This window comes from Streptomyces sp. WAC05292, from assembly GCF_003949955.1.
GTDB classification, from domain to species: Bacteria; Actinomycetota; Actinomycetes; order Streptomycetales; family Streptomycetaceae; genus Streptomyces; species Streptomyces globosus.
The window spans coordinates 1-13480 of the sequence record NZ_RPSE01000145.1 but is presented as its reverse complement, the minus strand read 5'-3'; the positions used below and the strand labels follow the sequence as shown (position 1 = coordinate 13480).

The 13480-nt window shown below is 73.9% G+C and carries 12 protein-coding genes and 1 riboswitch; of the genes, 5 read left to right on the top strand and 7 right to left on the bottom strand.

The genetic code is table 11. The annotated features are described in order from the left end of the window. Positions 1-39: 39 nt before the first annotated feature. The 6 genes from EF903_RS17205 to ribD all read right to left on the bottom strand — a co-directional run bounded on the left by EF903_RS17205 (position 40) and on the right by ribD (position 4594). Positions 40-312 (bottom strand): phosphoribosyl-ATP diphosphatase, encoded by a 273-nt coding sequence (locus tag EF903_RS17205; protein WP_125544120.1) that lies wholly within the window; start codon positions 310-312, stop codon positions 40-42. A 35-nt stretch (positions 313-347) separates the two neighbouring features. Next, positions 348-833, bottom strand: a complete 486-nt coding sequence (ribH, locus tag EF903_RS17200) for a 6,7-dimethyl-8-ribityllumazine synthase (protein WP_114056708.1) — start codon at positions 831-833, stop codon at positions 348-350. Between the two features lie 115 nt (positions 834-948). Continuing rightward, a complete protein-coding gene (locus EF903_RS17195; RefSeq protein WP_125544119.1) occupies positions 949-2244 on the bottom strand; it encodes a bifunctional 3,4-dihydroxy-2-butanone-4-phosphate synthase/GTP cyclohydrolase II in 1296 nt (431 codons plus the stop codon). Beyond that, complete coding sequence (locus EF903_RS17190; protein WP_125544118.1) at positions 2241-2894, bottom strand: nicotinamide mononucleotide transporter family protein; 654 nt, start codon at positions 2892-2894, stop codon at positions 2241-2243. Before EF903_RS17190 ends, EF903_RS17195 begins: the two co-directional genes overlap by 4 nt. Continuing rightward, on the bottom strand, positions 2891-3529 hold the full coding sequence (locus EF903_RS17185; protein ID WP_125544117.1) for a riboflavin synthase: 639 nt from the start codon (positions 3527-3529) through the stop codon (positions 2891-2893). The genes EF903_RS17190 and EF903_RS17185 overlap by 4 nt, the downstream gene beginning before the upstream one ends. Then, positions 3530-4594: a bifunctional diaminohydroxyphosphoribosylaminopyrimidine deaminase/5-amino-6-(5-phosphoribosylamino)uracil reductase RibD gene (gene ribD / locus EF903_RS17180; protein WP_125544121.1), complete on the bottom strand. Its 1065-nt coding sequence runs from the start codon at positions 4592-4594 to the stop codon at positions 3530-3532. Between the two features lie 227 nt (positions 4595-4821). Next, positions 4822-4951, bottom strand: a riboswitch (FMN riboswitch). Positions 4952-5219: 268 nt separating this feature from the next. Here ribD and EF903_RS17175 point away from each other — a divergent pair. The 3 genes from EF903_RS17175 to EF903_RS17165 all read left to right on the top strand — a co-directional run bounded on the left by EF903_RS17175 (position 5220) and on the right by EF903_RS17165 (position 9380). After that, positions 5220-7583 carry a chitinase C-terminal domain-containing protein gene (locus EF903_RS17175; RefSeq protein ID WP_125544116.1) on the top strand — a complete coding sequence of 788 codons (2364 nt, stop codon included), beginning with the start codon at positions 5220-5222 and terminating at the stop codon, positions 7581-7583. A gap of 110 nt (positions 7584-7693) precedes the next feature. After that, on the top strand, positions 7694-8656 hold the full coding sequence (locus EF903_RS17170; protein WP_125544115.1) for a sigma-70 family RNA polymerase sigma factor: 963 nt from the start codon (positions 7694-7696) through the stop codon (positions 8654-8656). Between the two features lie 31 nt (positions 8657-8687). Next, the gene (locus EF903_RS17165) at positions 8688-9380 is read left to right on the top strand and encodes an SDR family oxidoreductase (RefSeq protein ID WP_125544114.1); all 693 of its coding nucleotides are present in this window, start codon (positions 8688-8690) and stop codon (positions 9378-9380) included. A 116-nt stretch (positions 9381-9496) separates the two neighbouring features. Here the strand turns inward: EF903_RS17165 and EF903_RS17160 are convergent, their stop codons facing one another. Next, positions 9497-10660, bottom strand: a complete 1164-nt coding sequence (locus EF903_RS17160) for an ROK family transcriptional regulator (protein ID WP_125544113.1) — start codon at positions 10658-10660, stop codon at positions 9497-9499. A gap of 54 nt (positions 10661-10714) precedes the next feature. Between EF903_RS17160 and EF903_RS17155 the strand changes: the two genes are divergently transcribed. Continuing rightward, positions 10715-11932: an MFS transporter gene (locus EF903_RS17155; protein WP_125544112.1), complete on the top strand. Its 1218-nt coding sequence runs from the start codon at positions 10715-10717 to the stop codon at positions 11930-11932. Positions 11933-12027: 95 nt separating this feature from the next. Next, complete coding sequence (locus EF903_RS17150) at positions 12028-13470, top strand: uracil-xanthine permease family protein (protein ID WP_125544111.1); 1443 nt, start codon at positions 12028-12030, stop codon at positions 13468-13470. Positions 13471-13480 lie beyond the last annotated feature (10 nt).

Genomic DNA, 13480 nt, shown 5'->3' with positions numbered 1-13480 from the left:
GTGCGGGCGGGGCGGAGGGCCCCGGGGACCGCGGCGGCTCTAGAGGTGCTTGTAGACGTCGTCGAGGGAGATCCCGCGCGCGACCATCATCACCTGGACGTGGTAGAGCAGCTGGGAGATCTCCTCGGCGGCGGCTTCCTTGCCCTCGTACTCGGCGGCCATCCAGACCTCGGCGGCCTCCTCGACGACCTTCTTGCCGATGGCGTGGACGCCCTTGGCGACCAGCTCGGCGGTGCGGGAGGTGCCGGGGTCGCCGTCAGCGGCCTTGGCCTGGAGCTCGGCGAAGAGCTCTTCGAAGGTTTTGTTCGCCATGATGGTCCTCAGGATAGGGGGTCCTCCGCCGCCACTCAGCGCCAGGGTTCGCTGACGGACCGCAGGGTGGCCGCGGTGGAGACGGCGGCGATGACCGCTTCGTGCCCCTTGTCCTCGTTCGATCCCTCAAGGCCGGCGCGGTCCAGCGCCTGCTCCTCGTTGTCGCAGGTCAGGACGCCGAAGCCGACGGGGACTCCGGTGTCGATCGACACCTGCACCAGGCCCTGGGTGACGCCCTGGCACACGTAGTCGAAGTGCGGGGTGCCGCCGCGGATGACCACTCCGAGGGCGACGACGGCATCGTAGCCGCGACCGGCGAGCACCTTTGCCACGACCGGGAGCTCGAAGCTGCCGGGGACCCGGAGCAGGGTGGGCTCGTCGATGCCGAGTTCGTGGAGGGCGCGCAGGGCGCCGTCGACGAGTCCGTCCATGACCTTCTCGTGCCACTGCGCCGCGATGACCGCGACCCGCAGGTCGCCGCAGTTCCTCACGCTGAGTTCGGGTGCGCCCTTGCCGCTCACTGCTGTACTCCTCGGTGGTTCGTTGTCCGTGGTTCGCTGTTCGTGTGTCGCTGGTGGTGCGGGCGGGTCCGCCGGGCCCGGGGCCGGGCTCCGCGGGGTGCCGCCGGGGTGGCTGCTACTGGTTGCCGCAGGCGGTGGGGACGGTCTCGCCGAGCCACGGCAGGTCGTGGCCCATGCGGTCCCGCTTGGTGCGCAGGTACCGCAGGTTGTGCTCGCCGGCCTCGACGGGCATCGGCTCGCGGTCGGTGACGGCGATGCCGTGCCGGACGAGGGCCGCGGTCTTGTCGGGGTTGTTGGTGAGCAGGCGGACGCTGCGGACTCCGAGGTCGGCGAGCATCTGCGCGCCTGCGGCGTAGTCGCGGGCGTCGGCGGGGAGGCCGAGCTCCAGGTTGGCGTCGAGGGTGTCGCGGCCGCGCTCCTGGAGTTCGTACGCGCGGAGCTTGGACAGCAGTCCGATGCCGCGGCCCTCGTGGCCGCGCAGGTAGACGACGACGCCGCGGCCCTCCTCCTTGATGCGGGCCATGGAGGCGTGCAGCTGGGGGCCGCAGTCGCAGCGCAGGGAGTGGAAGATGTCGCCGGTGAGGCACTCGGAGTGGACGCGGACGAGGACGTCGCTGCCGTCGCCGATCTCTCCGTGGACGAGGGCGACGTGCTCGACGCCGTCGACGGTGGAGCGATATCCGTAGGCGGTGAAGTCGCCGAAGGAGGTGGGCAGGTTGACCTCGGCCTCGCGGCGGACGGTCGGCTCGGCGGAGCGGCGGTAGGCGATCAGGTCCTCGATGGAGATGATCGTCAGGCCGTGCTTGCGGGCGAAGGGGATGAGCTCGGGCAGGCGCAGCATGACGCCGTCCTCGCCGGCGATCTCCACGATGGCGCCGACGGGTCGCAGGCCCGCGAGGCGGGCGAGATCGACGGCGGCCTCGGTGTGGCCGTTGCGGACGAGGACGCCCCCGGGCTTGGCGCGGAGCGGGAAGATGTGGCCGGGGCGCACGAAGTCGGCGGGCTCACAGGCGCCGTCGGCCAGCATGCGCAGGGTGGTGGCGCGGTCGGCGGCGGAGATGCCGGTGGTCACGCCGTGGGCGGCGCTCGCGTCGACGGAGACGGTGAAGGCGGTCTTCATCGACTCGGTGTTGTGCTGGACCATCTGGGGCAGTTCGAGCCGCTCCAGCTCGTCGGCCTCCATGGGGGCGCAGATCAGACCGCGGCACTCGCTCATCATGAACGCGACGATCTCGGGGGTGATCTTCTCCGCGGCGACGACGAGGTCGCCCTCGTTCTCGCGGTCCTCGTCGTCGACGACGACGACCGGGCGGCCGGCGGCGATGTCGCGGACGGCCTGCTCGACGGGGTCGAGCCGGAACGGCTCGTCGAGGAGGGAGTCGAAGTCGGGAACGGGCTTGAGGGCGGTCATGCCGTTGCTCCTTCCAGGGCCGGGGCGGGGGTGGTGCGCGAGCGCCGGTACCAGTCGTGCGCGCCCCAGAGGACGAGCGCGAAGTAGACGACGTAGACGAGGCCGGAGAACGCCAGTCCGCCGGTGAAGGCGAGGGGGACGCCGACGAGGTCGACGAGGAGCCAGGCGAACCAGAACTCGACGAGGCCGCGGGCCTGGGCGACCATCGCGACGACGGTGCCGACGAAGATGTAGGCGTCGGCCCAGGGGCTCCACGACAGGTTCGGGTAGAGGGTGAACAGGCCGCCGACGGCGAGGGTGCCGAGGGCGGCGCCTGCCAGGAAGAGGCCGCGCTCGGTCCAGGTGGCGGTGCGGACGGCGATGGAGCCGTCCTGGGCCTGCCGCCGGCCGAGGTGCCAGGCGCGCCAGCCCCAGGCGGCCACGCCGATCACGAGGAGCTGCTTGCCGACGCCGCCGGCGAGGTGGGCGGAGGCGTAGGCGGCGATCAGGACGAGGCCGGAGAGCAGCTGGGCGGGCCAGGTCCACAGGGAGCGGCGCCAGCCGAGGGCGAGGGCGGCCAGGCCCAGGAGGTTGCCGATCATGTCGGACCAGATGACCTTCTGCCCGAAGACGGTGAAGGCTTCGGCGTTCAGCCAGCCCAGCGCGTTCACGGGGTGTCCTCCTCGGCTGCGGCGGCGGTCGCCGCGAGGGGGTCGACCCCGGCGGCGAGGAGGCGCTCGACGTACTTGGCGAGGACGTCGACCTCCAGGTTGACGGGGTCGCCGGGCTGCTTGGTGCCGAGCGTGGTCAGCGCGAGCGTGGTGGGGATGAGGCTGATGGTGAAGTGGTCGGCGGCGGCCTCGACGACGGTGAGGCTGACGCCGTCGACGGTGATGGAGCCCTTCTCGACGACGTACCGGGCGAGGTTGCCCGGGAGGGAGACCTTGACGAGCTCCCAGTGCTCGGAGGGGGTGCGGGAGAGGATCTCGCCGGTGCCGTCGACGTGGCCCTGGACGAGGTGGCCGCCGAGGCGTCCGCCGAGGGCCATGGGGCGTTCGAGGTTGACGCGGGAGCCGGGGCGCAGGGCGCCGAGGCTGGAGCGGTTGAGGGTCTCCTGCATGACGTCGGCGGTGAACTCGCCGCCGGCGGTCTCCACGACGGTGAGGCAGACCCCGTTGACGGCGATGGAGTCGCCGTGCTTGGCGCCGTCGGTGACGAGGGGGCCGCGCAGGCGGAAGCGGGAGGCCTCGGCGAGCTGCTCGACGGCGGTGACCTCGCCCAGTTCTTCGACGATTCCGGTGAACACTCAGTGCTCCTTGGGGGCGGTGGGGACGGCGGTGATGCGCAGGTCGGTGCCGGTGCGGACGGCCTCGGTGATGTCGAGGCGGACCGCGTCGGCGATGTTCGTGATGCCGGCGCCTGCGAGGGCGGCGGGGCCGGCGCCCAGGAGGGCGGGGGCGAGGTAGCCGATGACGCGGTCGACGGCTCCGGCTTCGAGGAAGGCCCCGGCGAGGGTGGGTCCGCCTTCGAGGAGGAGGGAGCGGACGCCCCGCTCGTACAGCGCGGCGAGCAGGTCGGCGACGGGGATCCGGCCGTCCTTCGGGGTGATCCGGAGGAGGTCGGTTCCGGAGGGCAGGTGCCGGGTGTCGGCGTCGTCGGCGACGACGAGGAGGGTGGGCGCGGAGCCGTCGAGGATGCGGGCGCCGGCCGGGGCGGTGGCGCGGGGGTCGAGGGCGATGCGCAGGGGCTGGGCGGCGCCGTCGATGCCTCGGACGGCGAGGTGGGGGTCGTCGGCGCGGAGGGTGCCGGCGCCGACGAGGACGGCGTCGGACTCGGCGCGCAGCCGGTGGACGTCGGCGCGGGACTCCGGGGAGGTGATCCAGCGGCTGGTGCCGTCGGCGGCCGCGCTGCGGCCGTCGAGGGTGGCCGCGTACTTCCAGGTGACGTGGGGGCGGCCGAGGCGGACGGCGGTCAGCCAGGCGGTGTTGCCGGCGGCGGCCTCGGCTTCGAGGAATCCGCCGCGGACGTCCAGGCCGGCGCCGTGCAGGGTGGTGGCGCCGCCGCCGGCCTGCGGGTTCGGGTCGGTGACGGCGTAGACGACGCGGCTGACGCCGGCGTCGATCAGGGCCTGGGCGCAGGGTCCGGTGCGGCCGGTGTGGTTGCAGGGTTCGAGGGTGACGTAGGCGGTGGCGCCGCGGGCCGCGGGTCCGGCGTCGCGGAGGGCGTGGACCTCGGCGTGGGGGCCGCCGGCGCGCTGGTGCCAGCCTTCGCCGACGACGGCGCCGGAGGCGTCGGTGAGGACGCAGCCGACGACGGGGTTGGGGCTGGTGCGGCCGAGTCCGCGGGCGGCGAGCGCGATGGCGCGGCGCATGGCGCGGGTGTCCGCTTCCGCGTCGTGCGGTGCGGCGTGCGCGGCGTCGTGGGGTGCCACCGGGTCCTCCTGCCTCGTCGGGCACGGACTCCGGGGCTGTCGGGATACGACAGATAGAGCGGTCCAGGCACGCAGGGACGCCGAGGCCGGAGGAAACGGTCCGCCCGGGGCGCGTCCGCGAGGAAGCGCTGGTGGACCGCCGACGGCGGCGTACCGGTGACTGCCCGCCGCGCACTGCCTCCCATCCGGACTTTAACCGTCGGTCCAGGAATTTCACCTGGTCAACCGGCCGCTGGCTGCGGACGGGTCGCGGACTATACCGCCGGTTCGGAATTGCACCGACCCCGGAGTGCGCTGCTACTGGTACTCCCGACCAGTCTGCCACGGGCGATCGGCACCCATACAGGCGAAGTGCTGTGGCCTGGGTCACAGGGTGGGGTCGGGCGGGTGAGTCCGTCACGTCGCTTCCGTGATTGGTCCAGACCTATTGACGCCTTGGTCTAGTCCTCTTAACGTTCCCTTCATCCTCCCCGGGAGAGCCCGCCGGACGTGCGCACGCCGCGGGCCAACACGCACCACCTGTCTGCATGTTGTGTCCTGCCACCTCCCCTCCCCAGGAGGCTCAATGCTGTCCCCCACACGAACGAGGGCGATGCTCCTGGCATCCGGCGCGGCGATCGCCGGACTGCTGGCGGGCGGGCTCTCGGCGGGCGTCTCGCACGCCGCCGACAACGAGAGCTGTCGGCCCGACGGGCTCTACAAGACGGCCGGGGTCGACGTCCCCTACTGCTCGGTCTACGACACCGAGGGCCGCGAGAAGATGGGCGCCGACCACCAGCGGCGCGTCATCGGCTACTTCACCGGCTGGCGCACCGGCAAGAACGGCCAGCCCGCCTACCTGGTGAACAACATCCCGTGGGACAAGGTCACCCACATCAACTACGCCTTCGCGCACGTCGGGGGCGACAACAAGATCTCCGTCGGCGCGGACACCGCGGCGAACGAGGCCACCGGGATGACCTGGCCGGGCGTCGCCGGCGCCGAGATGGACCCGGCGCTCCCCTACAAGGGGCACTTCAACCTGCTGACGAAGTTCAAGAAGCAGCACCCCGACGTCAAGACCCTGATCTCGGTCGGCGGCTGGGCGGAGACCGGCGGCTACTTCGGCCCGGACGGCAAGCGCGTGGGCTCCGGCGGCTTCTACACCATGGCCACCAACGCGGACGGCTCCGTCAACCAGGCGGGCATCGACACCTTCGCCGACTCCGCGGTCGCCTTCGTCAAGAAGTACGGGTTCAACGGCGTCGACATCGACTACGAGTACCCGACCTCGATGAAGGACGCCGGCAACCCGCTGGACTGGCAGATCGCCAACGCCCGACGCGGCGGCCTCGTCAAGGGCTACGCCGCCCTGATGAAGACCCTGCGCCAGAAGCTCGACCAGGCCGGCGCCGCCGACGGCAGGCACTACATGCTCACCGTCGCCGCCCCGTCCTCCGGCTACCTGCTGCGCGGCATGGAGACCTTCCAGGTGCAGCAGTACCTGGACTACGTCAACATCATGTCCTACGACCTGCACGGCGCCTGGAACGAGTACGTCGGCCCGAACGCCTCGCTCTTCGACGACGGCAAGGACGGCGAGCTCGCCGCCGCCGGGGTGTACGGCTCCCAGCAGTACGGCGGCATCGGCTACCTCAACACCGACTGGGCGTACCACTACTTCCGCGGCTCCATGCCGGCCGGCCGCATCAACATCGGCCTGCCGTACTACACCCGCGGCCACAAGAACGTCCAGGGCGGCACGGACGGCCTGTGGGGCAAGGCGGCGGCGACAAGCTGCCCGGCGGGCTCCGGGCTGTCCAAGTGCGGCGACGGTGCGGTCGGCATCGACAACCTGTGGCACGACAAGGACGACAACGGCAACGAGTCCCCTGCGGGCTCCAACCCGATGTGGCACGCCAAGAACCTCGAGCAGGGGATCGTCGGCGACTACGTCACCCAGTACGGCTTCCCCGCGGGCACCACGCTGACCGGCACCTACGCCCGCAAGTACGACTCGACCCTGGTCGCGCCGTGGCTGTGGAACGCGCAGAAGAAGGTCTTCCTCTCCACCGAGGACGAGCAGTCCGTGGCCGCCAAGGCCGACTACGTGGTCGACCGCGGCATCGGCGGCACGATGGTCTGGGAGATGGCCGGCGACTACGCCTGGAACGCCGCCAAGGGCCAGTACGAGATGGGCTCCACGCTCACCTCGCTGATGTACGACAAGTTCAGGTCGGCCTCCCCGTACGGGGCGAAGAAGGCGGGCGCCACCGCGCTGCCGGCCCAGGCCGTGGACGTGAAGGCCGAGTTCGGCGACTTCAAGCTCGGCGACTCCAACTACCCGCTCACCCCGAAGATCAAGATCACCAACAACACGAAGACGGCCCTGCCGGGCGGCACCGAGTTCCAGTTCGACTACGCGACCTCGGCCCCGGACAACGCCTCGGACCAGTCCGGCTTCGGCACGAAGGTGATCAGCAGCGGGCACACCGGCAACAACGTCGGCGGCCTGAAGGGCGACTTCCACCGGGTCTCGCTGAAGCTGCCGGCCTGGCAGTCGCTCGCCCCGGGCGCCTCCGTCGACCTGGCGTTCAACTACTACCTGCCGGTGTCCACCCCCTCCAACTGGACGGTGAACATCGCCGGGACGGTGTACGCCCTCGCCGGGGACCTGGCGCGCGGCACCGCCGTGGTCGAGCCGGGCGGCGGTTCGCAGCCGCCCACCAGCCAGCCGCCGACCAGCCAGCCGCCCACGAGCCAGCCCCCGACCAGCCCGCCCCCGGGCGGCACCTGCACCAACCCGGCGTACAAGGCCGGCGACGTGTACACCGCGGGCACGGTGGTCTCCCACAAGGGCCGCAACTGGAAGGCCCAGTGGTGGACGCAGAACGAGGAGCCGGGCACGACCGGCCAGTGGGGCGTCTGGAAGGACCTCGGCGCCTGCTGACGCACCGCCCCCGCACCTGACGCGGGCGGCACGGTGAAGGGACCCGGTGGCCCGGCGGCCACCGGGTCCCCGCACGTCCGAGGCCCGGCGGCGCCCCGTACGCTGCTGCGGTGACCACCACTGCGGCAGACCGCTCGGCCGAGTTCGAGCAGCACCGCCCCCGGATGTTCGGCATCGCCTACCGCATGCTCGGCTCCGCGGCGGAGGCCGAGGACACCGTCCAGGACACGTGGCTGCGCTGGAGCGCCGCCGACCGCGGCGACGTCGTGCACCCGGGGGCCTGGCTCGCCAAGGCCGTCACCCACCTGTGCCTCAACCGCCTCACCTCCGCGCGGGCCCGGCGCGAGGCGTACGTCGGCCCCTGGCTCCCGGAGCCGGTCCTCACCGGGGACGGGGCGCTGGGGCCGCTGGAGTCGGCCGAGCAGCGCGACAGCGTCTCGACTGCCCTGCTGCTGCTCCTGGAACAGCTCACTCCGGTGGAGCGGGCGGTGTACGTGCTGCGCGAGGCCTTCGCGTACGGGCACCGGGAGATCGCCGGGCTGCTGGACGTGTCCGAGGCCAACAGCCGCCAGCTCCACCGGCGGGCCTCGGCGCGCGTCGCCGCCGGGAGGGCCGCCGCGGACGGCGGCGGGGACGGGGACGGCCCGGCCGCCGGCCGGGTCCGGCGCTTCCAGCCGGACCCCGCGCAGTGGCAGGTGCTGGTCGAGAGCTTCCTCGCGGCGGCACGCGACGGCGACCTGGCCCGCCTGGAGGGCATGCTCGCCGCGGACGTCCGGTGCGTCTCGGACGGCGGCGGCGTCGTCAGCGCCGCCCGGCGGCCGATCGAGGGCCGGGCCAAGGTGGCCCGCTTCCTGGCCGGCACCGCGCGCAAGTACGGGGCGGCCCTGCCGGTCGCGGTCGCGTCCGTCAACGGGGAACCCGCCCTGCTCGCCGGCGGGGCGGCAGTCGTCATGCAGGTGGACTTCGAGGACGGCCTGGTCAGCGAGGTGCGGACGATCCTGAACCCGGAGAAGCTGGAGTTCCTGGCGCAGCAGCTGTCACATGCGCCGGGGCTGTCCAATCCACACCGGTGAACGCACTCTCCGGCGAAGGGACAGGCACACCATGAGCACCATCCTGGTCACCGGCGGAACCGGGACCCTCGGCAGGCGGGTCACCGCCCGGCTGCGGGCCGCCGGCCACGAGGTACGGGTCCTCAGCCGCCGCTCCGAGCAGTACCCCGTCGACCTGCGGGACGGCACGGGGCTCGACGCGGCGATGGCGGGGGCCCAGGTGGTCGTGCACTGCGCGTCCTCGCCGCGGGGCGGGGACGACGCGGCCGCCGGGCACCTGATCGCGGCGGCCCGGCGGGCCGGGACCGTCACGAACCTCGTCTACATCTCCATCGTCGGCGTGGACGTCGTGCCGCTGGGCTACTACCGCGTCAAGCACCGGGTGGAGCGGATGCTGCTGGAGTCCGGGCTGGGCGTGACGATCCTGCGGACGACGCAGTTCCACGACCTGGTGGCGGCGGTGGCCCGGACGCTGGCCAAGGTGCCGGCGGGGCCGGTGCCCGTGCCCAAGGGGGTCCGGGTGCAGCCGATCGCGGTGGAGGAGGTCGCCGACCGGCTGGCGGGGCTGGCGGTGCCCGCCGCGGGCGGGCGCGTCCCGGACATGGGCGGGCCCGAGGTGCGGCTGCTGGCGGGCTGGGTGCGGGCGTACCGGGGGTTCGTACGCGGCGGGAACCTCGCGCCGGACCACGCGGTGGGCACGGTGCGCTTCGCGGACTTCCTGGCGGAGGGCGGCGGGCGCACCTGAGCCGCCGCGCGGCGGGCACCGGACGGAGGACGGCAGGCGCCGGGCGGCAGGCGCCGGGCGGCACGCGGCAGGAGTCGGGCGGCACGCGGCAGGAGCCGGGCGGCGGCCGCGGGGCGTCAGCCGAAGATCGATGCCTGGGCGGATTCCGCCGCGGCGAGGCGGGCGCCCGCCAGGACCGCCGCGTCGCCGAGGGCGGTGGCGCGGACCTCCGTCGGGACCGGGCTGAGGGCGGCGAGGCGGCGGGCGACGCGCTCCGCGAGGGCGGGTCCGCCCGCGTGCCCGAGTTCGCCGCCGAGGACGACGCAGCCGGGGTCCAGGATCGCCGCGACGGCCGCCGCGCCCAGGGCGAGGCGTTCCGCCAGGGCGTCGAGGAAGGCCTCCCCCGCGGCCCCCGCCACCGCGTCCGCCACCGGCCCGGTGAAGCCGTGCGCGGCGGCCAGCCCGGTCACCGCGGCCCGCCCGGCGAGGGCGTGGAAGCCGCCCTCGCAGCCCGCGGCCGAGGGCAGGGAGCCGGTGCCCGGCACGGGCAGGAAGCCGATCTCGCCCGCTCCGCCGGAGGCGCCGCGCCGCAGCCGGCCGTCGAGGACCACGGCCGCGCCGACGCCCGCGCCGAGCCACAGCAGGACGAAGGAGCCGGCGTCCCGTGCGGCGCCGGCCCGCTGCTCGGCCAGCGCCGCGAGGTTGGTCTCGTTCTCCACGGAGACCGCCGCGGGCAGCCGTCGCCGCAGCGCCGCGACCAGGTCGCGGTGCCAGGCCGGCAGCCCGGCGGTGCTGCGCAGACCGCCGCCGTCCGGGGCCACCAGGCCGGGCGCGCCGACCACGACGGTGTGCAGGGGGTCCGCTCCGGCCTCCCGGGCCAGCGCCTCCAGGACGTCGACTGCCTCGTCGACGGCGTCGACCGGGAGGGCGGCGCGGGCCAGGGGCCGTCCCAGCAGGTCGGTGACGACGGCGGTCGCGCTGTCCGTGCGCACGTCCAGGGCGGCGAGGTGGGCCCGCCGGGCGACGAGCCCGTACAGCCGGGCGTTGGGGCCGCGGCGCCTGGCGCCGGCCTCGCCGACGACCTCGACCAGTCCGGCCTGCGCGAGCCGTTCGACGAGGTCGGCGACCGAGGGCCGGGACAGGCCGGTCATCTCCTTGAGCTGAGCGGCCGTCAGCGGGCCCTCGTCCCTGAGGAGTCGCAGGGCGAGGCGGTCGTTGAGGACGCGGGCCGTGCTCGGCGAGGCAGGAGCGGGGGCGGGGGCCGGGGCGGTCCGGGCCTGGGCGGCAGTCACGGCGCCCATCCTAGGCAGTGCGGCCCCTCACCATCAGGCAGGCTTCCTGATAGTTTGATCGGCATGACCGGCGAACCCGCATCCAGTCCGGCGCGCCTGCGCTCCGCACGTCTGGCCATCGCGGCCGTCTTCTGCGTCCACGGCGCCGTCACCGGCTCCCTCGCCACCCGCATTCCGTGGATCCAGGAGCACGCCGGCCTCGGGCCCGGAGCCCTCGGACTGGCCCTCGCCTTCCCCGCCCTCGGCGCGGCGCTCGCGATGCCGCTCGCCGGGCGGGTCAACCACCGGCTCGGCGCGCGGACGGCGCTGCGCGTCCTGCTCGCCGCGTGGACGCTGTCGCTCGCCCTGCCGGCCCTCTCGCCCGACCTGCCCGTGCTCTGCGCCGCACTGCTGGTGTACGGGGCCGCATCCGGTATGTCGGACGTGGCGATGAACGCGCTCGGCGTGGAGACGGAGAACCGCGTCGGCCGGTCGATCATGTCCTCGCTGCACGGCATGTGGAGCGCGGGGGCCCTGCTGGGGTCCGCCGCGGGCACCGCGGCCGCGCACCTGGGGGCCGACGCCCGCTGGCACCACCTCTTCGCGGCGCTCGCCCTGACCGCCGCCGGGCTGGTCGCCGCGAACGGGGTGCTGGACCTGCGCAGCCCGGCGGACGAGCCCGCGCCGCCGCACTTCGCGCTGCCGCCGCGGTCGGCGCTGCTGATCGGCGCGGTGGGCTTCTGCGCGGTGTTCGCCGAGGGGGCGAGCCTGGACTGGTCCGCGGTCTACCTGCGGGACGTGCTGGACGCGGACGCCGGGCCGGCGGCCGCCTGCACCACCGCGTTCGCACTGACGATGGCGCTGGCCCGGTTCGCCGGCGACCGGGTGGTCGACCGGTTCGGAGCGGTGCGCACGGTCCGGGCGGGCGGTGTGCTGGCCACGGCGGGCGGACTGCTCGTGGTGACCGCGCGGCACCCGGCGGCGGCCATCGGCGGCTTCGCGCTGATCGGGCTCGGCGTGGCGGTGGTGGTGCCGCTGGCCTTCGCGGCCGCGGCGCGCAGCGGCCCGGAGCCGGCGCAGGCCATCGCGGGCGTCGCGACGATCACGTACACGTCCGGGCTGATCGCACCGTCGGCGATCGGCGCGGTGGCGGACGCGACGTCGCTCGTGGTCTCCTTCGCCCTGGTGACCGCGCTGGCGGTGGTGCTGACCGCCGGCGCGTCCGTCCTGCGGCCGCGGGCCGCCGCCGGGGGGATGGGCGCCTCCGCCAACCGGGGCGAAACCACTGGTATACGGCCGTAATATGACGCTGGCCGCACCGGCCGGCCGTGATCCGCGCGCCTGACATACGGTACGGCGGGCATGCTTGGCGACCGGATCGACGGAAGTGGTGGGACATGGGCCTCGGCGTGGGCTGGACGCTGCACGGAGACGGGCGGACCCCCGCCCCCGGGGCGGTGGTGCGGCCGGACGAGCGGCTGTCGTGGCCGCGTACCGCGGGGCTGGGCGCCCAGCACGTCGTGGCGATGTTCGGCGCGAGCTTCGTCGCGCCGGTCCTGATGGGCCTGGACCCGAACCTCGCCATCATGATGTCCGGCATCGCCACGGCCGTCTTCCTGCTGGCGACCCGCGGGCGGGTCCCGTCGTACCTGGGCTGCTCCCTGTCGTTCGTCGGCGTCGCCGCGGCGATCCGCGCCTCGGGCGGGGACAGCGCGGTGGTGACCGGAGCCGTGTTCACGGTGGGGGCCGCGCTGTTCCTGGCCGGCCTGGCCGTGCAGCGCTTCGGCGCGCGGATCATCCACGCGACGATGCCGCCGGTGGTGACGGGCGCGGTGGTGATGCTGATCGGCTTCAACCTGGCGCCGGTGACGGCTTCGACGTACTGGCCGCAGGACCAGTGGACCGCGCTGCTGGTGATGCTGTTCACCGGGCTGGCCGTGGTGTGCCTGCGCGGCTTCTGGTCGCGCATCGCGATCTTCCTGGGGCTGATCTTCGGCTATGCGGTCTCGGCCCTGTTCGACCTGCTCTTCGGCAAGATCCACTCGCCGGCGGGCGGCACGGAGGCGGTCGACCACTGGCGCCTGGACCTGTCCGGCGTCGCCAAGGCCGACTGGATCGGCCTGCCCTCCTTCCACGCCCCGCAGTTCGAGTGGTCGGCGATCCTGATCGCCCTGCCCGTGGTGATCGCCCTGATCGCGGAGAACGCCGGGCACATCAAGGCCGTCGGCGAGATGACCGGCGACCCGCTGGACGACACCCTCGGCACGGCCATCGCCGCCGACGGAGCCGCCTCGATGCTCTCGACCGCGGTCGGCGGCCCGCCGAACACGACGTACTCCGAGAACATCGGCGTCATGGCGGCGACCCGGGTCTACTCCACGGCCGCCTACTGGGCGGCGGCGGGCTTCGCCCTCCTCTTCGGCCTGTGCCCGAAGTTCGGCGCGGTCGTCGCGGCGATCCCCGGCGGGGTCCTCGGCGGGATCACCGTCATCCTGTACGGCATGATCGGGCTGCTCGGCGCCCAGATCTGGCTCAACGGCCGCGTGGACCTGCGCAACCCGCTGAACCTCGTGCCGGCGGCCGCGGGCATCGTCATCGGCGTCGGCGGGGTCGAACTCCGCATCACCGACACCTTCGTGCTCGGCGGGATCGCCCTCGGCACCCTCGTGGTGATCACCGGCTACCACGCGCTCCGCTTCTTCGCCCCCGCCCACCTGAAGGAGCAGCCGCCGCTGCTCGACGCGGGCACCTCCGACTACGACCGCGAGGACGGCCCCGCGCCGGACGGCACCGGCGGGGGCGCCGCGGAGGGCCCGTCCGGCCGGGGCCCGCGTCCCTGACCCGGGCGGC

Bases quoted from the DNA above. Each gene is read 5' to 3' on its own strand.
- EF903_RS17205 (WP_125544120.1), bottom strand. From the start codon at position 312: ATGGCGAACAAAACCTTCGAAGAGCTCTTCGCCGAGCTCCAGGCCAAG.
- EF903_RS17195 (WP_125544119.1), bottom strand. From the start codon at position 2,244: ATGACCGCCCTCAAGCCCGTTCCCGACTTCGACTCCCTCCTCGACGAG.
- ribD (WP_125544121.1), bottom strand. From the start codon at position 4,594: ATGCGCCGCGCCATCGCGCTCGCCGCCCGCGGACTCGGCCGCACCAGC.
- EF903_RS17175 (WP_125544116.1), top strand. From the start codon at position 5,220: ATGCTGTCCCCCACACGAACGAGGGCGATGCTCCTGGCATCCGGCGCG.
- EF903_RS17165 (WP_125544114.1), top strand. From the start codon at position 8,688: ATGAGCACCATCCTGGTCACCGGCGGAACCGGGACCCTCGGCAGGCGG.
- EF903_RS17160 (WP_125544113.1), bottom strand. From the start codon at position 10,660: ATGGGCGCCGTGACTGCCGCCCAGGCCCGGACCGCCCCGGCCCCCGCC.
- EF903_RS17155 (WP_125544112.1), top strand. From the start codon at position 10,715: ATGACCGGCGAACCCGCATCCAGTCCGGCGCGCCTGCGCTCCGCACGT.
- EF903_RS17150 (WP_125544111.1), top strand. From the start codon at position 12,028: ATGGGCCTCGGCGTGGGCTGGACGCTGCACGGAGACGGGCGGACCCCC.